General features: G+C 64.6%; 17 protein-coding genes. 14 read left to right on the plus strand and 3 right to left on the minus strand.

From position 1 onward, the window contains the following. Positions 1-2: 2 nt before the first annotated feature. Positions 3-1,226: an ABC transporter permease gene (locus BLQ85_RS08760; protein WP_254806384.1), complete on the minus strand. Its 1,224-nt coding sequence runs from the start codon at positions 1,224-1,226 to the stop codon at positions 3-5. On the opposite strand from BLQ85_RS08760, the gene BLQ85_RS08765 reads away from it, so the two are divergent. The 7 genes from BLQ85_RS08765 (at position 1,123) to rfbC (ending at position 8,297) form a co-directional block, all read left to right on the plus strand. After that, entirely contained in the window at positions 1,123-1,935 is an 813-nt protein-coding gene (locus tag BLQ85_RS08765; protein WP_371327275.1) for a dTDP-4-dehydrorhamnose reductase family protein, read from the plus strand. The genes BLQ85_RS08760 and BLQ85_RS08765 overlap by 104 nt on opposite strands. A 44-nt stretch (positions 1,936-1,979) precedes the next feature. After that, positions 1,980-2,990, plus strand: a complete 1,011-nt coding sequence (locus BLQ85_RS08770) for a polysaccharide biosynthesis protein (RefSeq protein WP_074575969.1) — start codon at positions 1,980-1,982, stop codon at positions 2,988-2,990. Continuing rightward, positions 2,983-4,110 carry a non-hydrolyzing UDP-N-acetylglucosamine 2-epimerase gene (wecB, locus tag BLQ85_RS08775; RefSeq protein WP_074575972.1) on the plus strand — a complete coding sequence of 376 codons (1,128 nt, stop codon included), beginning with the start codon at positions 2,983-2,985 and terminating at the stop codon, positions 4,108-4,110. The genes BLQ85_RS08770 and wecB overlap by 8 nt, the downstream gene beginning before the upstream one ends. Further along, positions 4,107-5,105 (plus strand): glycosyltransferase family 2 protein, encoded by a 999-nt coding sequence (locus tag BLQ85_RS08780; RefSeq protein ID WP_074575974.1) that lies wholly within the window; start codon positions 4,107-4,109, stop codon positions 5,103-5,105. Before wecB ends, BLQ85_RS08780 begins: the two co-directional genes overlap by 4 nt. Beyond that, entirely contained in the window at positions 5,102-6,751 is a 1,650-nt protein-coding gene (locus BLQ85_RS08785; RefSeq protein WP_074575976.1) for a glycosyltransferase, read from the plus strand. Before BLQ85_RS08780 ends, BLQ85_RS08785 begins: the two co-directional genes overlap by 4 nt. A gap of 122 nt (positions 6,752-6,873) precedes the next feature. Then, positions 6,874-7,761, plus strand: a complete 888-nt coding sequence (gene rfbA, locus BLQ85_RS08790; protein ID WP_074575978.1) for a glucose-1-phosphate thymidylyltransferase RfbA — start codon at positions 6,874-6,876, stop codon at positions 7,759-7,761. Continuing rightward, entirely contained in the window at positions 7,758-8,297 is a 540-nt protein-coding gene (gene rfbC, locus BLQ85_RS08795) for a dTDP-4-dehydrorhamnose 3,5-epimerase (RefSeq protein ID WP_074575980.1), read from the plus strand. The genes rfbA and rfbC overlap by 4 nt, the downstream gene beginning before the upstream one ends. A gap of 9 nt (positions 8,298-8,306) precedes the next feature. Here the strand turns inward: rfbC and BLQ85_RS08800 are convergent, their stop codons facing one another. Beyond that, positions 8,307-10,259, minus strand: a complete 1,953-nt coding sequence (locus BLQ85_RS08800) for a polysaccharide biosynthesis protein (RefSeq protein ID WP_074575982.1) — start codon at positions 10,257-10,259, stop codon at positions 8,307-8,309. Between the two features lie 34 nt (positions 10,260-10,293). After that, entirely contained in the window at positions 10,294-10,854 is a 561-nt protein-coding gene (locus BLQ85_RS08805) for a sugar transferase (protein ID WP_074575984.1), read from the minus strand. A 359-nt stretch (positions 10,855-11,213) separates the two neighbouring features. Between BLQ85_RS08805 and BLQ85_RS08810 the strand changes: the two genes are divergently transcribed. From BLQ85_RS08810 to BLQ85_RS24960, 7 genes are all read left to right on the plus strand, one after another. Further along, positions 11,214-12,191 carry an NAD-dependent epimerase/dehydratase family protein gene (locus BLQ85_RS08810; RefSeq protein WP_083336798.1) on the plus strand — a complete coding sequence of 326 codons (978 nt, stop codon included), beginning with the start codon at positions 11,214-11,216 and terminating at the stop codon, positions 12,189-12,191. A 14-nt stretch (positions 12,192-12,205) separates the two neighbouring features. Continuing rightward, positions 12,206-13,336 carry a glycosyltransferase gene (locus BLQ85_RS08815; protein ID WP_256375436.1) on the plus strand — a complete coding sequence of 377 codons (1,131 nt, stop codon included), beginning with the start codon at positions 12,206-12,208 and terminating at the stop codon, positions 13,334-13,336. After that, complete coding sequence (locus BLQ85_RS08820; RefSeq protein WP_074575988.1) at positions 13,333-14,574, plus strand: glycosyltransferase family 4 protein; 1,242 nt, start codon at positions 13,333-13,335, stop codon at positions 14,572-14,574. Before BLQ85_RS08815 ends, BLQ85_RS08820 begins: the two co-directional genes overlap by 4 nt. 174 nt (positions 14,575-14,748) lie before the next feature. Next, the gene (locus BLQ85_RS08825) at positions 14,749-16,005 is read left to right on the plus strand and encodes a hypothetical protein (RefSeq protein WP_074576758.1); all 1,257 of its coding nucleotides are present in this window, start codon (positions 14,749-14,751) and stop codon (positions 16,003-16,005) included. A 9-nt stretch (positions 16,006-16,014) separates the two neighbouring features. Beyond that, a complete protein-coding gene (locus tag BLQ85_RS08830; protein WP_139200933.1) occupies positions 16,015-17,472 on the plus strand; it encodes an MATE family efflux transporter in 1,458 nt (485 codons plus the stop codon). After that, positions 17,469-18,029, plus strand: coding sequence for a serine O-acetyltransferase (locus BLQ85_RS24915; protein ID WP_305790507.1), 561 nt, complete (start codon positions 17,469-17,471; stop codon positions 18,027-18,029). The genes BLQ85_RS08830 and BLQ85_RS24915 overlap by 4 nt, the downstream gene beginning before the upstream one ends. Then, positions 18,026-19,894 (plus strand): NAD-dependent epimerase/dehydratase family protein, encoded by a 1,869-nt coding sequence (locus BLQ85_RS24960; RefSeq protein WP_083336799.1) that lies wholly within the window; start codon positions 18,026-18,028, stop codon positions 19,892-19,894. Before BLQ85_RS24915 ends, BLQ85_RS24960 begins: the two co-directional genes overlap by 4 nt.

A 19,894-nucleotide genomic window follows, 5' to 3' on the forward strand; every position in this document is an offset into this window, starting at 1 on the left:
GGTCAGACGGTATCCATCACGGTTTTTTCAACTCTGACAAAGGCCAGTATCCCCAAAAACAGGATCACGGCCGTTTCGGCGACGCTGACGGCCAGCATGGGCAGGTTCAGCGTGCCCGAGCCAAGCACGACGTGGCGCAGCGTTTCAACCACCGGCGTCATGGGGTTGGCGGCGACAAAGGGATAAAGGTTGGCTGGCACTTGCGACAACGGGTAAACCACCGGGGTGGCGTACATCCAGAGTTGCATGCCAAAGGCCAGGGCAAAGGCCAGGTCCCGGTAGCGGGTGGTCAGCGCGGAGATCAGGACGCCCAAGCCCAAACCCAGCGCGGCCATTTGAAGAATAAGCAGGGGGACGACAACGATAGCCCAGGGCGAGGGGTGAATTGCCGCACCCTGCCAGCCGAAGTAGGCCATGAGGGCCAGCAGGACGCCGCCCTGGATGGCAAAGGTCAGCAGGCTGATCAGGACGATGGACACCGGGACGACGAGGCGCGGAAAGTAAACCTTGCCGAAAATACCGGCGTTCGCGGTAAAAGTGTCCGAGGTCTTGGTCAGGCAGGCGGCAAAATAGTTCCAGCCCAGAAGACCCGACAGGTAAAACAGCAGCGGCGGTGCGCCATCGGTGGGGATTTTGGCGATCTGGCCGAAAATCACGCTGAAAATCAGCGCCGAGACCAGGGGTTGCACCACATGCCAGAGCGGCCCGAGTATGGTTTGTTTGTAAAGCGCGAGGAAATCGCGCTTGACCAGCAACATGATGAGGTCACGATAGCGCCACAGCTCGTCCAGGCGCAGGTCAAACCAGCCCCGGCGCGCGCTAATTGTTCTGGTCCATTGCATATTGTTTGACAAGAGAGCCTGTGGGGTGTCGTGGCTTTGTAAAGACGGGCTCCCGGCCCGTCCGGCTGGTCTGCCTGCACCATGCTGACATGCATGCCGGCAAAGGCGCTTGCGCACCGCGGAGCCCCAGCTGTAGCCGATTTCCCCAATGGTAACATTGCCCCGGACCCTGGCCTGCGGCACGAGGGAGGCGCCCCAAATTGGGGCATGCTGGATTAATGAGCGAAAGAGAGCTATGAGACTGTTGGTGCTCGGGGTTACCGGAATGCTGGGCAGCGCGATGTTCAGGACACTCGCGGCCGGGGCTGGCGGGCACGAGGTGGTGGGAACGATGCGCGGTACTCCCGCATCGTCCACGTCGGGGGCAAAGGGAAAAGCGCGCATTCTGGGCGGCGTCGACGTGGAAAACCACGATTCCCTGGTGCGGGCCTTCTCTGAAGTGCGCCCGGATGCGGTCATCAACTGTGTCGGCCTGGTCAAGCAACTGGCCGATGCCAACAACCCGCTTCTGGCCGTCCCCATCAATACCCTGCTTCCGCATCGGCTTGCGGCCCTGTGTTCCGTCGCCGGCGCCCGGCTGGTCCATATCAGCACCGATTGTGTGTTCTCGGGTTCCAGGGGGGGTTACCTGGAGTCCGACTTCCCGGATGCCTACGACCTGTACGGGCGTTCCAAGCTGCTGGGCGAGGTGGACTATCCGAATGCGATCACCTTGCGCACCTCCATCATCGGCCATGAGGTGTCGGGCAGCCGCAGCTTGGTCGGCTGGTTTCTGGCGCAGGAAGGCCGCGTAAAGGGGTTCACGCGGGCGATTTTCTCGGGCTTGCCGACGGTGGAGCTTGCCCTGGTGGTGCGCGACTTTGTCCTGCCCCGGCCGGAGCTGCGCGGGCTGTACCACGTGGCGGCTGAGCCCATTGACAAGTTCAGGCTGCTGACGCTGGTCGCGCAGGTCTACGGCAAGAAAATCGAGATTGTTCCCGACAGCGATTTTGCGATTGACCGCTCGCTGAACGGCGAGCGTTTTAAGGCCGCGACGGGCTATGTGGCGCCGCCATGGCAGACGCTGATAGAGCGTATGCACGAGCAGCGCTGAGCAACAACTTAACCAATGCAACCTATCGGTTGGCGGGGCGACACATGTTCAAAGACAAAGTATTGATGATCACGGGCGGCACGGGCTCGTTCGGCAACGCGGTGCTGCGCCGTTTCCTGGAGACCGACGTGCGGGAGATCCGCATCTTCAGCCGGGATGAAAAAAAGCAGGAAGACATGCGCATTGATTTCAACAATGCCAAGCTGAAGTTCTACATCGGCGATGTGCGCAATTCCGACAGCCTTCACGACGCCATGAAGGGCGTCAACTACGTGTTTCACGCGGCGGCCCTCAAGCAGGTCCCTTCGTGCGAGTTTTATCCGATGGAAGCCGTCAGGACCAATGTCCTGGGCGCGGAAAACGTCATGAACTCCGCCATCGCCGCGGGCGTGGAGCGGGTGGTCGTGCTCAGCACCGACAAGGCGGTGTACCCCATCAACGCCATGGGGCTGTCCAAGGCCATGATGGAAAAGCTGATGGTGGCCAAGGCGCGCAGCCGCACGGAAAACGAAACGGTGCTGTGCGCCACCCGCTACGGCAACGTGATGGCGTCCCGCGGCTCGGTCATTCCCCTGTTTGTAGGACAGATCAAGGCGGGCAAGCCGCTGACCCTGACGGACCCCTCCATGACCCGTTTCCTGATGTCGCTGGAAGACTCGGTGGACCTGGTGCTCCATGCCTTCGAGCACGCGCGGCAAGGCGACATCTTCGTGCAAAAGGCGCCGGCCTCCACGGTGGAGGTGCTGGCCCAGGCGCTCAAGGAAATCTACAGCGCCGAGACCCCGGTCCGGGTGATAGGCACCCGCCACGGCGAAAAGCTGTACGAATCCCTGGTCTCGCGCGAGGAGATGGCCAAGGCCGAAGACATGGGCCAGTATTACCGCATTCCCGCGGATAACCGCGACCTGAACTACAACAAGTTTTTCATCGAAGGTGAAACCGGTATGGCCGCCTTTGACGACTACACCTCGCACAACACCGAGCGCCTTGAAGTCGAGGGCGTCAAGAAGCTGCTGCTCAAGCTCGATTTCATTCAGGAGCAGCTCAATGCTTAAGGTGATGACTATTGTGGGCACGCGCCCCGAGCTCATCAAGATGAGCCGCGTCATTGCCGAGCTGGATGCCCATACCCGGCACGTGCTGGTCCATACGGGGCAGAACTACGACTATGAGCTGAACCAGGTTTTTTTCGACGACCTGAAGATACGCAAACCGGACTATTTCCTGGAGGCCGCCGGCGGCAACGCGGCGCAGACGATCGCCCAGGTCATCGCGAAGTCCGACGAAGTGATGGAAAAAGAGGCCCCTGATGCGGTGATGCTGTACGGCGACACCAACTCTTGCCTCGCGGTGCTGTCGGCCAAGCGCCGCAAGATACCGGTGTTCCACATGGAGGCCGGCAACCGCTGCTTTGACCAGCGGGTTCCGGAGGAACTCAATCGAAAGGTACTGGACCATCTCTCCGACATCAACATGGTGTTGACCGAGCATGCGCGGCGCTATTTGCTGGACGAAGGCATCCGGCCGGAAACGATTTTCAAGACCGGCTCGCACATGCGCGAAGTGCTCGACTATTACCAGCCCGGCATCGAAAAATCCGACATCCTGAGCCGGCTGTCCCTGAACGCGCAGCAGTACTTCCTGGTCAGCGCGCACCGCGAAGAAAACGTCGATTCGCCGGCCGCCCTGGCGGACCTGCTCGACACGCTGGGCGCGCTGGTGGAGGCCTACGGCTTTCCCGTCATCGTGTCCACCCATCCGCGCACGCGCAAGCGCCTGGAGGAGATGGACCGGTCCGTGCTGAGCGACAAGATTGTCTTCAGCAAGCCCTTCGGTTTCCTGGACTATGTGCACCTGCAGACCAAGGCCTTTTGTGTGCTGTCCGACAGCGGCACCATCACCGAAGAATCCTCGCTGCTGAACTTTCCCGCCATCACGATCCGCAATGCGCACGAGCGCCCCGAAGGCATGGACGTGGGCACGCTGATCATGAGCGGCCTCAAGCGGGAGCGGGTGCTGGACGCCGTCAAGGTCGTGGCCAGCCAGGCCGTGGCGGGCGGGCGCGCGGTGCTGCCGGTGGCCGACTACGAGAATCCGCACGTCTCCAAACAGGTTTTGCGGATTGTCTTCAGCTATGTGGACTACATCAACCGCGTCGTGTGGTCCAAACCATGACTGACACGCAGGCCGGTGCGGCAGCCGCCGTCGGTCCTGTTGTCAGCGTGATCCTGCCCACGTACAACCGTGGGAACTTCATTGGTGAAGCGGTCGAGTCCGTGCTGTCGCAAGGCTTCACCAGCTTCGAGCTCATCGTGGTCGATGACGGGTCGAGCGACAACACCGCCGAGGTGATGCAGGGCCTGGCCGATCCCCGCGTCATTTACCTGCGGCAGGCCAACAAAGGCCGCTCCAATGCCAGGAACCATGCGCTGTCGCGCGCGCGCGGCCGCTACATCGCCTTTCTCGATTCGGACGACCTCTACATGCCCGGCAAGCTGGCCATGCAGGTCGAGTACCTCGACGCCCATCCCGCAACAGGCATGGTCTATACCTCGGCCCATTGCATCGACTATTCCGGCAACCCGCTCCCTGAAAACTACCGGGCCTCGGTATCGGGCTGGATCTACACGTCCATCGCCTTTTTCCGGCCCGTGACGATCACCCTGCCCACCGTGATGGCCAGGCGCGAACTGTTCGAAAAAGCCGGGGGCTTTGACGAGAACATGCACCGCTTCGAAGACACCGACATGTGGCGGCGCATCTCCAAGCTGGCGCGCATAGATGCCATGCCGGCCTTCACCTGCCGGCTCAGGACGCATACGGAAAACAGCCTGGCCGCGCAGGATCCGGCGCAAATCGTGGGGGCGCTGGACTACTACGTCCGCAAGATCCTGGCGGAGGACACCGCGGTGGGCACACTGGTCAAAAAGCGGGGTATCGGCTCCCTCTATTACTACTACGGCCGCGCCTTCCTGACCGTGCCGGCCTGGAAGGCGGCCGGCCGGCAGCTGCTGCGCACCGCCTACCGCTACTGGTTCTTTCTCTGGTTCAGGCAACTGGCGGTCACGGCCTACCACTGGGTTTCACCGGATAATGTGTCCTGGCTCCGGCGGTCCAGGGCGGCCGCCCTGGAATCCCGGAAAAAGAACGATGATCGACCCCCCGAATGAACCTGCCAAGCTCCGCCTTAGTCTCCATAGTCATTCCCGTCTATAACGGTAGCAACTACCTTGCCGAGGCCATCGATAGCGCCCTGGCCCAGACCTATCCCCATGTCGAAGTGGTGGTCGTCAACGACGGCTCCAGCGACGACGGGCGGACCGAGCAGGTGGCCTTGTCGTACGGCGACCGCATCCGCTATTACAAGAAGGAAAACGGCGGAGTCGCCTCGGCGCTGAATTACGGCATCGAGAAGATGGCCGGGGACTATTTCTCGTGGCTGAGCCACGACGACCTCTATATGGCCGACAAGGTCGCCCGGCAGATGCAGGCGCTGGCCGGCGCCGCCAGCCCGCGCACCATCATCTACAGCAATTACGCGGTCTTCAGCGACGACCCGGGCAGCGCGGTGTCGGTGGCCTTGAAAGGCGTTCCTCCGCAAGCGTTCCGCTATTGGCTGACCGTGGAAAATGCGCTGCACGGCTGCGCGCTGCTGATTCCCAAGGCGGCTTTTGCGGAATGCGGAACCTTTGACCTCACGCTGCGCACCACCCAGGATTACGACCTGTGGTTTCGCATGGCCGCATCGTTTTCCTTTGTGCATATTCCCGACACCCTGGTCAAGGCCAGGAGCCATGCGCAGCAGGACAGCCTCAAGATGGGCGCCATCGTGCTCCAGGAGTGCAACGCCCTTTTGTCGGGGTTCACCGTGAAGCTGGGCGAGGCGGAATTGAGGGACGCTTCGGGCGAGCCGGTCCCGCTGGCCTATGCCAGGATTGCCTCGAGCATGTGGCAGCGCGGTTTCTTTCAGGCCGCGATGGTGGCTTCCCGGCTCGGCCTGGGAGCGCTTGCGGGCCTGCCCTTGCGCGTCAAGGCCCGGGTGCTGGCCAGGCTGGCGCTGGGCCCGCTCACCTACTGCGTGCTCCATCCCCTGCGGCGCTTGCTGCCGGCGCGCGCGCGCGGCATCATCCGGCGCGTGTTCAGCGGCGCTGCCAGGGTGCGGCCCCCACCCGCGGAGACGGTACAGGGCCTTGCGCTCAAGGAAAAATTTTCCGAGGTCTACGCCAAGAACATCTTCGGCGGCGGCAAGTCGCGCTCCGGCGAGGGCTCGGACATGGTGCAGACGGCCGTCATACGGCGCGAGATACCGCGCCTGCTCAAGAGCCTGGACATCAAGACTTTTCTGGATGCGCCCTGCGGGGACTGGTACTGGATGCGCCATGTCGACCTGCCTGTCGAGCGTTATGTCGGCGTCGATATCGTCGAAGGCCTGATCGCCAAAAATCAGAGCGAATTCGGCAACGAGAAAGTCAGCTTCCAGTGCCTGAACCTGGCCAGCAGCGAGCTGCCGGCCGCCGACCTGATTTTTTCCAGGGATTGCCTGGTTCACCTGTCATTCGCCGACGCGCAGAAAATCATCGCGAACTTCAAGCGTTCGGGCGCCAAATACCTGCTCACCACCACGTTCACCGAGCGCAAGGTGAATGAAGACCTTGGAACCGGCTTCTGGCGGCCCCTGAACAAGCAGTTGCCGCCCTTCAACTTTCCGCCGCCCCAGCTGCTGATCAACGAAGGCTGCACCGAGGGCAACAACATGTTCACGGACAAGTGCCTGGGTCTCTGGAAACTTGAGGACATCGAACTGGCGCAGGCCTAGCGCGGGGAGGGGCGGTTCAAGGCCCCTCGAACCTCGCTAAACTGCGGTATCGCTTTAACCCGGAGCCCCTGCATGGCCGCAGGTGTTATCCAATGCCGACTGAACCATCCGGACCCATACCCATGACTCAACGCAAAGGCATTATTCTTGCCGGTGGTTCGGGCACCCGCTTGCACCCTGCCACGCTGGCCATCAGCAAACAGCTGCTGCCGGTCTACGACAAGCCCATGGTGTACTACCCGCTGAGCACCTTGATGCTGGCGGGGATCCGTGAGGTGCTCATCATCAGCACGCCGCAGGACACACCACGTTTTGAGCAGCTCCTGGGTGACGGCTCGCAGTGGGGCATGAAGCTGCAATACGCGGTCCAGCCGAGCCCCGACGGGCTGGCGCAGGCCTTCATCATCGGCGAGAAGTTCCTGGCCGGCGCGCCTTCCGCGCTGGTGCTGGGCGACAACATTTTCTACGGCCACGACCTGCATACCCTGTTGATGGACGCCGACGCGCAGCAGGAAGGTGCCACGGTCTTTGCCTACCATGTGCAAGATCCCGAGCGCTACGGCGTCGTGGCTTTCGATACGGTCGGCAAGGCCAGCAGCATCGAGGAAAAACCCGCAGCGCCCCAAAGCAATTACGCCGTGACGGGGCTTTATTTCTACGACCACCAGGTCGTGGAGATCGCCAAGTCCATCAAGCCGAGCGCGCGCGGCGAACTGGAAATCACGGCGGTCAACCAGGTGTACCTGGAGCGCGCCCAGCTGAAGGTGCAAATCCTTCAGCGCGGCTACGCCTGGCTGGACACCGGCACGCACGACAGCCTGCTGGACGCCGGCCAGTTCATCGCGACGCTGGAGCACCGGCAGGGCCTGAAAATCGCCTGCCCGGAAGAAATTGCCTGGCGCAACGGCTTCATCGATGATGTTCAGTTGGCGAGGCTGGCGGCGCCGCTTTCCAAGAATGGTTACGGCCAGTATTTGACGCGCCTGCTCAAGGAAGGAGGGCGGCGATGAAAGTCACCCCCACGGCCATCCCCGATGTCCTGGTCATCGAGCCCCAGGTTTTCGGAGATTCACGCGGCTTCTTCTTTGAAAGTTTCAACCAGCGCGCCTTCGATGCCGCGACCGGCACGGCGCACAGCTTCGTGCAGGACAACCACAGCCGATCGGCCAAGGGCGTGCTGCGCGGGCTGCATTACCAGCTGGGCCAGCCGCAAGGCAAGCTTGTCCGTGTCGCGCGGGGCGCGGTGTTTGACGTGGCCGTGGACATCCGCCCCGGTTCACCGACCTTCGGGCAATGGGCAGGCCTGGAACTGAGCGAATCCAACAACCTGCAGCTCTGGATACCGCCCGGCCTGGCGCACGGCTTTCTGGTGCTCAGCGACAGCGCCGATTTTCTCTACAAGACCACGGACTACTACGCGCCCAAACAGGAGCGCTGCATTGCCTGGAACGACCCGACGCTGGCCATCCGCTGGCCGCTGGACGGAGCGCCCACGCTGTCGGCCAAGGACGGCGCCGGCCAGGCTTTCAAGGCCGCCGACTTGTAGGCGCCTGCCCTAGGCGCCCGCCAGGCTGACAAGGTCGCTGTCCTGCTCGTCCGGCGTGAAGCCGCTCACGCGCTTGAGCAAAATGGCCCGCAAGGCCGCCGTGTCGTTCACGGCGACGGCCCGCTCGAGTTGTTCCAGGTCGGCCCGGAACTCCGCCCAGGGCGCGAAGTCTTCGTGTGCCTTCAGGATGCGCGGATGGACGGTCGGCGCCGGGTTGTCGCCGATCAGCAATTCCTCATACAGCTTTTCCCCGGGGCGCAGGCCCGTGACCTCGATGGCGATGTCGCCGTCCGGGCGGCTGTCGTCCCGCACGGTGAAGCCGGAGAGTTTGACCATGCGGCGGGCCAAGTCGATGATTTTGATGGGCTCGCCCATGTCCAGCACAAACACCTCCCCGCCTTCGGCCATGGCGCCGGCCTGCAGCACCAGCTGGGCGGCTTCGGGAATGGTCATGAAGTAGCGCGTGACATCGGCATGCGTCAGCGTGATGGGGCCGCCGCTTTCGATTTGGCGCCGGAACAGGGGCACGACGCTGCCGCTGCTGCCCAGCACGTTGCCGAAACGCACCATGGAAAAACAGGTGCGGTTGCCGGCCGGGCGGCCCTCCTCGAAGGCGACGGCTGGCATGGCCGAGAGGGCCTGCAGCACCATTTCGGCCAGGCGCTTGCTGGCACCCATGACGTTGGTGGGGCGCACGGCCTTGTCGGTGGATACCAGCACGAACTGGCTGACGCCGGTTTCGACGGCCGAGCGCGCCGTGCTGAGCGTGCCGAGCACGTTGTTCGCGATGCCTTCGGCCGGGTTGTGTTCCACCAGGGGCACGTGCTTGTAGGCCGCGGCGTGGAACACCGAATGGGGCCGGTAGGCGCGAAAAATCTCGAGCATGCGCGTGTAGTCCCGCACATTGGCCAGCAGGGGAACCAGTTCCACATGGACGCCGGAACGCTCGGCCAGGCGCAGGCACTGCTGCTGCAGTTCCTGCTGCAGGGTGTAGAGGCCGAATTCGCTGTGCTCGATGAGGACCAGGCGCGCCGGGTGCTCCTGCAATATCTGGCGGCAGAGCTCGCTGCCTATGCTGCCGGCGGCGCCGGTGACCAGCACCACCTTGCCGCTCAGGCTGCGGGCCAGCAATGCGCGGTCGGGCGGAACCGCATCGCGGCCGAGCAGGTCTTCCACCTCGAGGTCCTTGATGTCGGCCAGGGCCACGCGGCCATGGGCCAGGTCGGTAAGGCCGGGCAGGGAGCGCACATGGACCGGCAGGGGCTGCAGCCCGTTGATGATTTCATTGCGGCGGGACCTGCTGACCGACGGCAATGCCAGCAACAGGTCGGTGATGCCGTATTTCCCGACCAGGGCGGGAAGCTCGGCCGGCGCGTAGACCGGTACGCGGTTGATGGTCAGGCCCTGCAGTGTCGGGCTGTCGTCGACGAAGCCGAACAGCTTGAACTCGTGCGAGGTGGCGATCGCATTGGCGATCTGCACGCCTGCGGAGCCCGCGCCGTAAATCAGCAGGTGGCTGACCGGCAGGCTGTGGCGCTGGACGGCTGAAAGGCCGCTCAGCCACTGGCGCGCGACGGCACGGCTTGCGCCAATCAGCAGCATCAGTATCAGCGGCTGCAGCAATCCGATGGAGCGGGGCACGTCGGGCCAGGCCGCCAGCATCAGGACGCCGAAGAACAGCACGCAGTACAGCGACACAGCCACGGCCAGCGCCCGCATGGCCGCCATGCCGCTGTGCCGGAACACGGCGTGGTAAAGCCCGTTGCGCCAGAAGATGGGCGCGGCCAGCACCGGCGCCAGCAGGTAGGGCCACCACTGGTGCAGGCTGTAGGGCCAGTGAAGGGTATCGAGCCGCAGCGAATAGGCGGCCCACACGGCGGCGACGCCCATCACGGCGTCGGCAAGCAGCGCCACCACTTGCTTGACGGCGCGTGGCTGGCTCAGCAGTTTGTTTTTGATCATGGCCTGTATACAGAAAGTCGGTTGGCGGCGCGCCTCAGTGGGACACGCCGTCACGGCGCAATACCTTGATGGCGGTCAGCCACAGGATGTGCAGGTCGAATCCCAGCGAGCGGCGGCGCAGGTACTCCGCGTCCAGCGCCACTTTGTCCGGTATCGGCAGTTCGTCGCGGCCGTTGACCTGCGCCCAGCCGGTAAGCCCCGGAACCAATGCGTCCACGCCGTGCGCCGTGCGCAGGGCGATCAGGTCGGCCTGGTTGAACAGGGCCGGCCTCGGGCCGACAAAACTCATGTCGCCGGTGAGGATGCTCCACAGCTGCGGCAGTTCGTCCAGGCTGCTTTTGCGCAGGAAGGCGCCGATGGGCGTCAGGTGCGCCTGGGGGTTGCTCAGTAAATGCGTCGCGACGGCCGGCGTGCCCACGCGCATGCTGCGGAACTTGGGCATCCTGAAAATCTGGTTGCGGCGGCCCACGCGGTCCGACCAGTACAGGGCGGGTCCGGGCGAGGTCAGGCGGACCAGCGCGGCCACGACCAGGATGGGAAGTGCCAGCACGCCGGCCAGAAGCACGGCCAGCACCAGATCAAATGCCCGCTTCAAAGGCCCCCCGTACCCTAATGTTGCGCCCATGGGCGATCCTCTTTTCTCGATGCTCCGCGCGGGCCGGCCCGCCTTGCCGGCGGGGGGCCAGGAAATGATGGTGTGGTGTTTCCCGGGCGGGCCTATGGCTGGTTGATGTTGTTTTCACAAGGTTTCGCGCCCGGTTGCATAGAATAACGCGTCATCGGCGGACAAAGCAGGATTGCGTCAGGCCTGATTCTATGCTGCCGGCCTGACGCGCCAAGGCTTTGCGGCCCGAACGCACGGGCAGGCCGCCAGGGCCTTGTGCCCCCGTCCCCCAGGGATGGAATGCCCGTGCCGCCGCGGCCGTTATCGTTACGGAGGCTGTGCAAGCTGCCATGGCTTTGAAGACCATTGTTATTGCCGGAGCTTCGGGTTTCGTCGGGGCTCACCTGGTGGACGCCTTGCTGCGCGCGGGCGGGTACCGGGTCAAGGTGCTTTCCCGCTCCCTGAGTACCAAGGCCACGCGGGCCCCGTGGCCGGCCGGCGTGGATATCGTGCGGGGCGACCTTCGCGACCCTTCCTCGCTCCAGGGGGTTTTCGAGCCCGGTTGCACGGTCATCAACCTGGTGTACCTGCGGGATGCGGGCGAAGCTGAAAACCTGGCCATCATGGGCCACTTGCTGGCGGCCTGCCGGGCGGCCGGGGTCTCACGGATCATCCATTGCAGCACCGCCGATGTCGCGGGGCGCACGCCGCATCGGCGCGTCACCGAGTCCAGCCCCTGCTATCCCAGGACACCCTATGCGGCGGCCAAGCTGAAGATGGAGGACGCCGTCCTGGCGTATGGCCAGGAGGGCTGCGACGTGGCCGTCCTGCGGCCCACGGCGGTGTTTGGTTCCGGCGGGCAGAACCTGAAGAAACTGGCGCAGGATACCCTTGGCGGCAGCCGCTGGCGAAATGCCGCCAGGGCCTGCGTTTTTGGGCGCAGGCGCATGAACCTGGTGTACATCGATAATGTCGTCGCGGCGATTGTTTTTCTGGCCGATCCCGACCGTGCGTTGGGCAAGGAAATTTTTATTGTTTCTGATGACGACGTCCCCTCCAATGAATTCTCCAGCGTCGAATTCGCCATGATGCGGGGTTTGGGAATCCAGGCTTCGCCGCGGCCGCGGATTTTCCTGCCGCCTTGGGCGCTGTCGCTGATGCTTCGCATCCTGGGGAAAGACAACGTCGACCCCCTGCGCACCTACGAGTCCGGCAAACTGCGCTCATGGGGCTTTGAGCCGCCTGTGCCATTCGAGGACGGCCTGGCCCGCTACGCGGCCTGGTACCGCTCCGAGTGCCGGGGCGAGCCGGGAAAGGCCGGCCTTTAGTGCGCGTACTCAATGTGAGTTCTTCCCTGGGCCTGCTCAACGGCGGGGGAACGGCCGAAAGAACTTTTCAGATGAGCCGCTTCCTGGCGCGGCGCGAGGTGGCCTGCACGGTGCTCACGCTCGGTGCCGGGCTGGACGCGGCACGTATCGCCGCGCTGGCACCGGCGGCCGTGGTGGCGCTGGACTCGTGGTGGGATCGATTTTTCGTGCCCCGCGTGGGCTGGCGCACCCTGCGCAAACTCGTGGATGAGGCCGACATGATTCACCTGATCGGCCACTGGGGAGTGCTCAACGCCATGGTGTACTTTGCGGCGCGCGCCGCGGGCAAGCCTTATGTCGTGTGTCCTGCCGGGGCCTTGCCTTTGTTCGGCCGCTCCGCCTGGCTCAAGCGGCTCTACAACCTGCTGGCCGGAAAGGCCATGATCCGCAACGCCGCCGGCTGGATCGCCGTTACGCCGGGCGAATTCGCGCATTTCGAAAGTTACGGCGTGCCGGCTTCCCGCGTGATGGTGATACCGAACGGGGTGTCGCAAGAAGACTTCCCGCCGGGCGATCGGGCGGCCTTCCTGCGGTCCCAGGGCCTGGCGGACGCGCCTTTCATCCTGTTCATGGGGCGCCTGAACCCGATCAAGGGCCCCGACCTTTTGCTCGAAGCCTTTGCGCGGGTTTGCGACAAGCTGCCGGTGCACCAGCTGGTGTTTGCCGGGCCCGACGGCGGGATGCTGCAGGCCCTGGGCGCCAGGGCCGGGCAGCCCGGGCTTGCGGGCCGCGTGCATTTCCTGGGCCACGTGGACGGCGCGGCCAAGGCCGGCGCCTACCGCTTCGCGCAATTGCTGGTCGTGCCTTCGCGCCAGGAGGCCATGTCCATTGTGGCGCTGGAGGCGGGTATCTGCGGCACGCCGGTGTTGCTGACGGACCAATGCGGCTTCGATGAAATCGCTGGGATAGACCGCCGGCTGATCGTTACGGCCAGCAGCGAAGGCCTCGCCGCGGGACTGCTCGCGCTGCTGGAAGATGCCGCCGCGCTCCGGGAAACGGGGCAGCGCATCCAGGCCTTTGTGCAGGCCCGCTATGCCTGGCCCATCATCGTCAACCGTTACCTGGACCTGTACCGCCGGATTCTCGGCGGCGGGCCGAGCGCATGAAGCTGCTGGTCGTCTCGCAGTATTTCTGGCCCGAGGATTTCATCGTCAACGACCTGGTGCGCAAACTCGTGGCGCAGGGGCATGAGGTGGTGGTGGCCACCGGCAAGCCCAATTACCCTGACGGCAAGGTATTCGCGGGTTACCGCGCCGGGGGCGTGCAGCGTGAACGCTACCTCGACCAGGTCGATGTGGTCCGTGTGCCGATCTGGCCCAGGGGCAAAGGCGGCGGGTTCAACCTGGCGATGAATTACCTGTCCTTCGTGGTCTTCGGCCTCTTATGCTTTCCCTGGCTGCTGCGTTCGCGCTCCTTCGACGCCATCGTGGTATTCGCTCCCTCGCCCATCATCCAGGCCATCCCCGCCATCCTGCTCAAATGGCTGAAGCGGGCGCACCTGGCCGTGTGGGTGCAGGACATGTGGCCTGAAAGCCTGGAAGCCACCGGTTTTGTCCGCAACCGCGCCGTGCTGAACGGGGTGGGCGTTCTGGTTCGCTGGATCTACGCCATGAGCGATACCTTGTTGCTGCAGTCAAGGGCTTTCGACGAGCCGATCGCCCAGTACGCCGGCCGCGGCAAGCTGGTCTATTTCCCCAATGCCCTTGACCCGGATTCGACGGCGGTCTCCGTCTCCGCGCAGGGGCTGGCGCCTGAGTTGCTGGACGCGCTGGGGCAGGGCTTCAGCATTGTTTTTGCCGGCAATATCGGCAAGGCCCAGGCGATCGAGACGCTGGTCGAGGCGGCCGCCCTGCTGCGGGGCGAAACCGGCATACGCCTGGTGCTGGTCGGAAGCGGCAGCATGCTGGACTGGGCGCGCGAGCAAAAAGCGCAGAGGAAGCTGGACAATCTCATGTTGCCGGGCCGTTTCCCGGCGGCCCTGATGCCGCGGCTGTTCGACAGGGCTTCGGCCTTGCTGGTATCCCTGAAAAGCGGGGGAGCGCTCGCTTACACTGTGCCCAGCAAGGTGCAGGCCTATCTGGCGGCCGGCCGGCCCATCATCGCGGCGCTGCATGGCGAAGGCGCGAAGGTCGTGGGCGAGTCCGGCGCCGGCATGGTGTGCGAGCCCGAAAATGCCCAGGCGCTGGCGGCCTGTATCCGCGGCCTTACGGCCTTGGCGGCAACGGAAAGAGCGGCAATGGGCCACAACGGGCAACGTTATTTCAGTGAGCATTTTGATATGAACCGCCAGGCGGCGCGGCTTGTGGAGATCCTGCAGGCGCGCCGCGCCGGCATGAAGGCATGATGAAGAATGTGGCGACCAGTATTTCAGGAGGCGGCGGGGCCGCTTGCACCGGCGGCATCCGCCACCCCGTAAGCGGGATCGTTTCGCGCACATAAGGACGCATACCCCGGGCTTGCCGGAGCGCGCCGCGACGCGGCGAAACCGGCTCGCCGGGCTGCAGACATGAAGACAACCATGCAATCCAGAACCAATCAGGCACTCCTTTGGCTCGTCGCCATCGGGCTGCTGTTTCCACTTTTCATCCAGCTCTCAGGCGGCGTTTACGTCAATACCGCGCTGGTGACCGACTCCAGCGGCGTGCTCAGCAAGCTGCCGCTGCCGATTTCCATCTTGGCGGCGGCTTTCGGCGTGCTGTTCTTCCTGAAAAACTACCGCCAGGCCGCGCCCGCGATCAGCTTCGTCGCGGCGCTGGTGGCCGCCATGCTGCTGTCCATCCTGTTTGCCAGCGAAACCCTGGACGTCGAGTCGCGCAAATTGCTGCTGGCCGCGCAGTTCCTGCTGCCCACCATGGGACTGCTGCTGGGCCAGCTGGTGCGCGACGAAACGGACGTGATTCCCCGGGCCTTTATGTGGCTGCTGGCGGTGATGGTGCCCGTCCAGTTGCTCGCGGGCTGGTGGCAAGGCACCTTGACGCTGACGCACTACCTGTACGTCTTCAGCATTTACCAGCATTTCCAGTTTGTGCCGGTCATTTTTGTCGCGGCCTTTTGCCTGGCCCTGGCCTATTTGTGGGACCGGTACAAGCCCCTGCTGCGGATTTTGACGGTCGTGATGGGCATCTATGTGATGGCCAGCGCCGCCTTTCTGGCCATAGGCCTTTACATCATGTTTGTGCCCCTGTTTTTCCTGCGCAGGATGTCGCGGCTGAAATTGCAGCGCTGGGCGGTTGTGGCGCTGCTTGGCGCCGGCGTCGTGGCCGCGGTGGGCGGCGCGACGCTGTACTACAGCATCGCGAAACACAACAACAACCTGATCGGCGACCACGGCCAGTACCTGGGCAAATTCCAGACCCTGGCCGAGGGCAAGATGCCGGTCAATATCCGGGAGCGCCTGGGCGACTGGAAGATGTACGGGTCCTGGATCACGGAAAGCCCGCGCACGCTGCTGTTTGGCCATGTGTCGCCTCCGGCGCGCGAGGTCCGGACCAGCGCCCACAACTGGTACCTGGATTTCACCTACAACTTCGGGCTGATCTCCCTGCTGCCCTTCCTGGCCCTGATCGCCTACACGGCCCGCCTGGTTTGGCGCTGGCGCGCATCCCTGCCCGAAGAGGTGCTCTGGTGTGCCGGCATCGTGGCTTTCCTGGTGCTGGTCGACAGCAGCTTCAAGGTGACGCTGCGGCAGCCCTATTCGGGCATATTCGCCTTTTTCCTCTGGGGCCTGCTGCTGTCGCGACTGCGCTTGCCGGCGGCATCCCGGCCGGGCGTCTAGCGCTGCCGCATGCGTGCGCTCCCGGCAAGCCTGAAAAGCGGCGTTCTCGCGAGTACCGCGGGTGTCTTTGGCTCGGCCTTTTTATGGCTCCTGAGTTTTAAGGCCATGGCCTACTGGATGGGGCCCGAAGGTGTCGGCCTGTTCTCGCAGCTGCGGCAGATGGCCCAGGCCGCCACGGTGGGCGCCACCTTCGGCGGGACCAATTCGGTGGTCCAGGGGCTGGCTGAACGCCGGGATGAAGCGGCGCGCAGGCAGTTCCGCGCCACTGCTGCCAGGCTCATCGGCCTGTCGGGCGCGGCCGTGGTGCTGGCCATCGCCGCCGCGGCGCCTCAGCTGACGCAATTCTTCCTGTCGTCCCAGGCCCCCGAGCTCGTGGCGACGGTGCGCTGGATCGCCCTGGCCGTGCTGCTCAACGTCGCGGGCACTTACGCCCTGGCCGTGCTCAACGGCTACCGCTCTTACCACTACCTGGCCCTGGCGCAGATTGCCGGCCCCGTCGCGCTGGTGGCGCTGCTCGCCTTCGCCGGGTGGTGGCGCCTGGCGCCGGACCCGGAATTGCTGGCGGCCGCTTTTGTGCTGTGTTTTGGCGTGACCTGCCTGGTGGGCGCGTGGGGTGTCTCGCGCCTGCCCGGGCTGGCGGCAGGGGCCGCGCGGCCTGAGCCCCTGCCCAAGGCGCAAAGCCGCGCTTTCGTGCGCTTCGCCCTTTCCAACCTGGTGGCGGCCCTGTCGACCACCATCGCGCTGCTGCTGATACGGTCCTGGGTGATCGAGGCCAAGGGGCTGGCCTTTGCGGGGCTGTTCGACGCCGGCTGGACTTTGACCTTCAACTACACCACCTTGTTCCTCACGGCCTGCAGCGCCATCTACCTGCCGATGCTGACGGCCGCGACCCGCCCCGAGGCGCAGAAGGCCTGCATGCTCAAGACGGCCTACCTGGTACTGGGCGCCAGCATCCTGATCTGCCACGCGATGGTGCTGCTGAAAGCGCCTTTGATCACGCTGCTGTACAGCCCGCAATTCCAGGCTTCGGGCCAGGTGTTGATGGTGCTGGTCATCGCGGTGATATTCCGGGGTGCTTCATGGGTCTACGGAACCATGATCCTGGCGACGCGCAATTCGCGCGTGCTGGTGGTGTCCGACGTGGCCCTGAACCTGTCGCTGCTGGCCGCGACCCGCTACGCGCTGGGCAGCTTCGGCTCGCTGGAGGCGCTGAGCTGGGCTTTTGTCGTGCCGAATTTTCTTTACCTCGTATTCGTGGTGGAATATGCGCGGATGAAAAACAAGCTCATGCGGCGGCGCCAGATCTGGCCTTTCCTGGCGGCCGGGACGGCGCCGCTGTTTTACCTGGCATTTGCGTCCGCGGGTCCGCAGTCGGCATACTCGGAACTCGCCACGTGGCTGTGCCTTGCCATGGGCGTGGCTGCCAGCCTCGCGGCATTGTTCGCCTACAAGAAAGTGGTTCTGTGAAGAAATTGCGGTCCGATATCGAGCGCTACTACGGCATGCGCGGCCACCAGGGGGCGGTGTCCACCGCCACGCTGGTCCTCGCCTGCTTCAACCCGCGGATGGCGCCCGTCGCCCTGCTGCGGTTTGCCGAGTTTTTTCATGAGCGGCGCTGGGGCCTGCTCGCGAAGTTCTTCTCCATGCTCAACGTCCTGGTTTTCGGCATCGAGGTGTCTCCACAGGTGCAGATAGGCGGCGGCCTGTTCCTGCCGCACACCGTCGGCACGGTCCTGGGCGCTGCGCGCATCGGCGACAACTGCACCATCATGCAGGGCGTGACCCTGGGAACCAGCGAGCCCGACATGGGTTTCACCGTCTCCGAGCGCCCCGTCATCGGCAACCATGTGCTCATAGGTGCCGGCGCCAAGGTGATAGGGCACATCACGGTCGGCGACCACGCCAAGATAGGCGCCAACGCCGTGGTGCTGCGCGACGTGCCGGCTTTTTCGCTGGCCGTGGGCGTGCCGGCGACCATCGCGCCGCTCAAGGGCCCAGGCGCTTCCGGGGAAACGGCGCCATGAGCCAGCCCCTGGTGATCAGCGCGTCGCTGGTGGTTTACAAACCCGATTTGCCGACGCTCGAACGCACCTTGCTGGCGCTGCAGAAGGCCGCGCAGCTTGCTGGGCAGCACTACGCGCTCGAGTGGTCCCTGACGCTGGTCGACAACTCGGACGAGCCGGCCGTGCACAGCCAGCTGGCCGGGTGGCTGGAGGGCGTGCGGCCGGCGGCGCCGGACTGGACGCTGCGGCTGCTGAACGCGGCGGGTAATGTGGGATACGGCCGCGGCAACAACCTCGTCATTGAAGGCGTTCGCTCCGACTACCACCTTGTCGTGAATCCCGACCTGTTTGTCGATGCCGACGCCTTGCTCGAATCGCTGCGTTTCATGGAGGGCCACCGCGATGTGGGCCTGCTGAGCCCCGCCGTCTATGGCGAGGAGGGCGAGCGCCATTACCTTTGTAAGCGCAACCCGACCTTGCTGGTCATGTTCCTGCGCAGTTTCTCGCCGCCGTGGCTGCAGTCAAAGCTGGGTTTCGTCATTGACGAGTTCGAGATGCGCGACTGCGACTATGACAAGGTGATCCATCCTCTGGAGTACCCCACGGGGTGCTTCATGTTCTTTCGCACCGCGCCGCTGCAGGCCATAGGCGGCTTTGACCCGGACTTCTTCCTGCATTACGAAGACGCGGACATAGGCCGGCGAATGCTCAAGACGGCCCGCGTGGTCTACGTGCCCGCCGTCCGCGTGGTGCACCAGTGGGCGCGCGATACGCACCGCTCCTTCCGCTCCAAGCTGATCACGGTCAAGTCGGGCTGGCTCTACTGGCGCAAATGGGGCGGGATTTTCCGCAGCAGGCCCGCCGCCGAACTGCCCCCGGCGCCGCCCATCATGGACCCGGCTCCGGCCGACGGCTCCACCGCCGTTTCAGGCCACCGCGTGCTGGTCACGGGGGCCAGCGGATTTATCGGCCAGGCCGTCTGCGCCGACCTGCCATCCCGCGGCTATGAGGTGCTGGGCGCCGTCCGCAAGAACTCCGGCACCGGCGGCCCTGCGGCCGTGCAGCACCTGGCGCTGGGCGACATGGACGAGCAGACCGACTGGACCGCCGCGCTGGCGGGTGTCGACAGCATCGTGCACCTGGCGGCGCGGGTGCACCTCATGCGCGAGACCGCGCTGGACCCGCTGGCGGAGTTTCGCCGCATCAACGTGGCGCTGACGATGAACCTGGCGCGCCAGGCCGCCGCGGCCGGCGTCAAACGGTTTGTTTTTGTCAGCTCGGTCAAGGTCAACGGGGAAGCCACGCCCGTGGGCCAGCCCTTCGAGGCGGACGACACGCCCGTGCCCATGGACTCCTACGGTGTGTCAAAGCTCGAGGCGGAACAGGCGCTGATGCAGCTGGCCCAAGAAAGCGGCATGGAGGTCGTCATCATCCGGCCCGTGCTGGTTTACGGCCCCGGGGTGAAGGCGAATTTCCACACCATGATGCGGTGGGTGGTGCTGGGCATTCCCCTGCCGCTCGGCTCCCTGGGCAACCAGCGCAGCCTGGTCGCGATCGACAACCTGGTGGACCTGATCGCCACCTGCCTGCGCCATCCGGCCGCGGCCAACCAGACGTTTTTGGTCAGCGACGGCGAAGACCTGACGGTCACCGCGCTGCTGCAGCGCACGGCGGCGGCCTTCGGCCGGCCCGCGTTCCTGTTGCCCGTGCCCATGTTCATCCTGAGGATGGGCGGCCGCGTGCTGGGCAAGGAGGCCGTGGTCCAGCGCCTGTGTGAAACCCTGCAGGTCGACATCACCAAGACCCGGCGCCTGCTGGGCTGGCAACCCCCGGTCTCGGTCGACGGCGCGCTGCGCAAGACCGTGCGGCAACTGCTCAAGGAATGA

Origin of the sequence: Polaromonas sp. JS666 (assembly GCF_900103405.1) — a bacterium.
In the GTDB taxonomy this organism is placed as follows: Bacteria; Pseudomonadota; Gammaproteobacteria; order Burkholderiales; family Burkholderiaceae_C; genus Polaromonas.

Excerpts from the sequence above, each read along its gene's own strand:
- BLQ85_RS08800 (WP_074575982.1), bottom strand. The coding sequence starts at position 10,259 with ATGATCAAAAACAAACTGCTGAGCCAGCCACGCGCCGTCAAGCAAGTG.
- BLQ85_RS08830 (WP_139200933.1), top strand. The coding sequence starts at position 16,015 with ATGCGTGCGCTCCCGGCAAGCCTGAAAAGCGGCGTTCTCGCGAGTACC.
- wecB (WP_074575972.1), top strand. The coding sequence starts at position 2,983 with ATGCTTAAGGTGATGACTATTGTGGGCACGCGCCCCGAGCTCATCAAG.
- BLQ85_RS08810 (WP_083336798.1), top strand. The coding sequence starts at position 11,214 with ATGGCTTTGAAGACCATTGTTATTGCCGGAGCTTCGGGTTTCGTCGGG.
- BLQ85_RS08785 (WP_074575976.1), top strand. The coding sequence starts at position 5,102 with ATGAACCTGCCAAGCTCCGCCTTAGTCTCCATAGTCATTCCCGTCTAT.
- rfbA (WP_074575978.1), top strand. The coding sequence starts at position 6,874 with ATGACTCAACGCAAAGGCATTATTCTTGCCGGTGGTTCGGGCACCCGC.
- BLQ85_RS24960 (WP_083336799.1), top strand. The coding sequence starts at position 18,026 with ATGAGCCAGCCCCTGGTGATCAGCGCGTCGCTGGTGGTTTACAAACCC.
- BLQ85_RS08770 (WP_074575969.1), top strand. The coding sequence starts at position 1,980 with ATGTTCAAAGACAAAGTATTGATGATCACGGGCGGCACGGGCTCGTTC.
- BLQ85_RS08825 (WP_074576758.1), top strand. The coding sequence starts at position 14,749 with ATGCAATCCAGAACCAATCAGGCACTCCTTTGGCTCGTCGCCATCGGG.
- BLQ85_RS08820 (WP_074575988.1), top strand. The coding sequence starts at position 13,333 with ATGAAGCTGCTGGTCGTCTCGCAGTATTTCTGGCCCGAGGATTTCATC.
- BLQ85_RS08765 (WP_371327275.1), top strand. The coding sequence starts at position 1,123 with ATGTTCAGGACACTCGCGGCCGGGGCTGGCGGGCACGAGGTGGTGGGA.
- BLQ85_RS08780 (WP_074575974.1), top strand. The coding sequence starts at position 4,107 with ATGACTGACACGCAGGCCGGTGCGGCAGCCGCCGTCGGTCCTGTTGTC.
- BLQ85_RS08760 (WP_254806384.1), bottom strand. The coding sequence starts at position 1,226 with ATGCGCGCTTTTCCCTTTGCCCCCGACGTGGACGATGCGGGAGTACCG.
- rfbC (WP_074575980.1), top strand. The coding sequence starts at position 7,758 with ATGAAAGTCACCCCCACGGCCATCCCCGATGTCCTGGTCATCGAGCCC.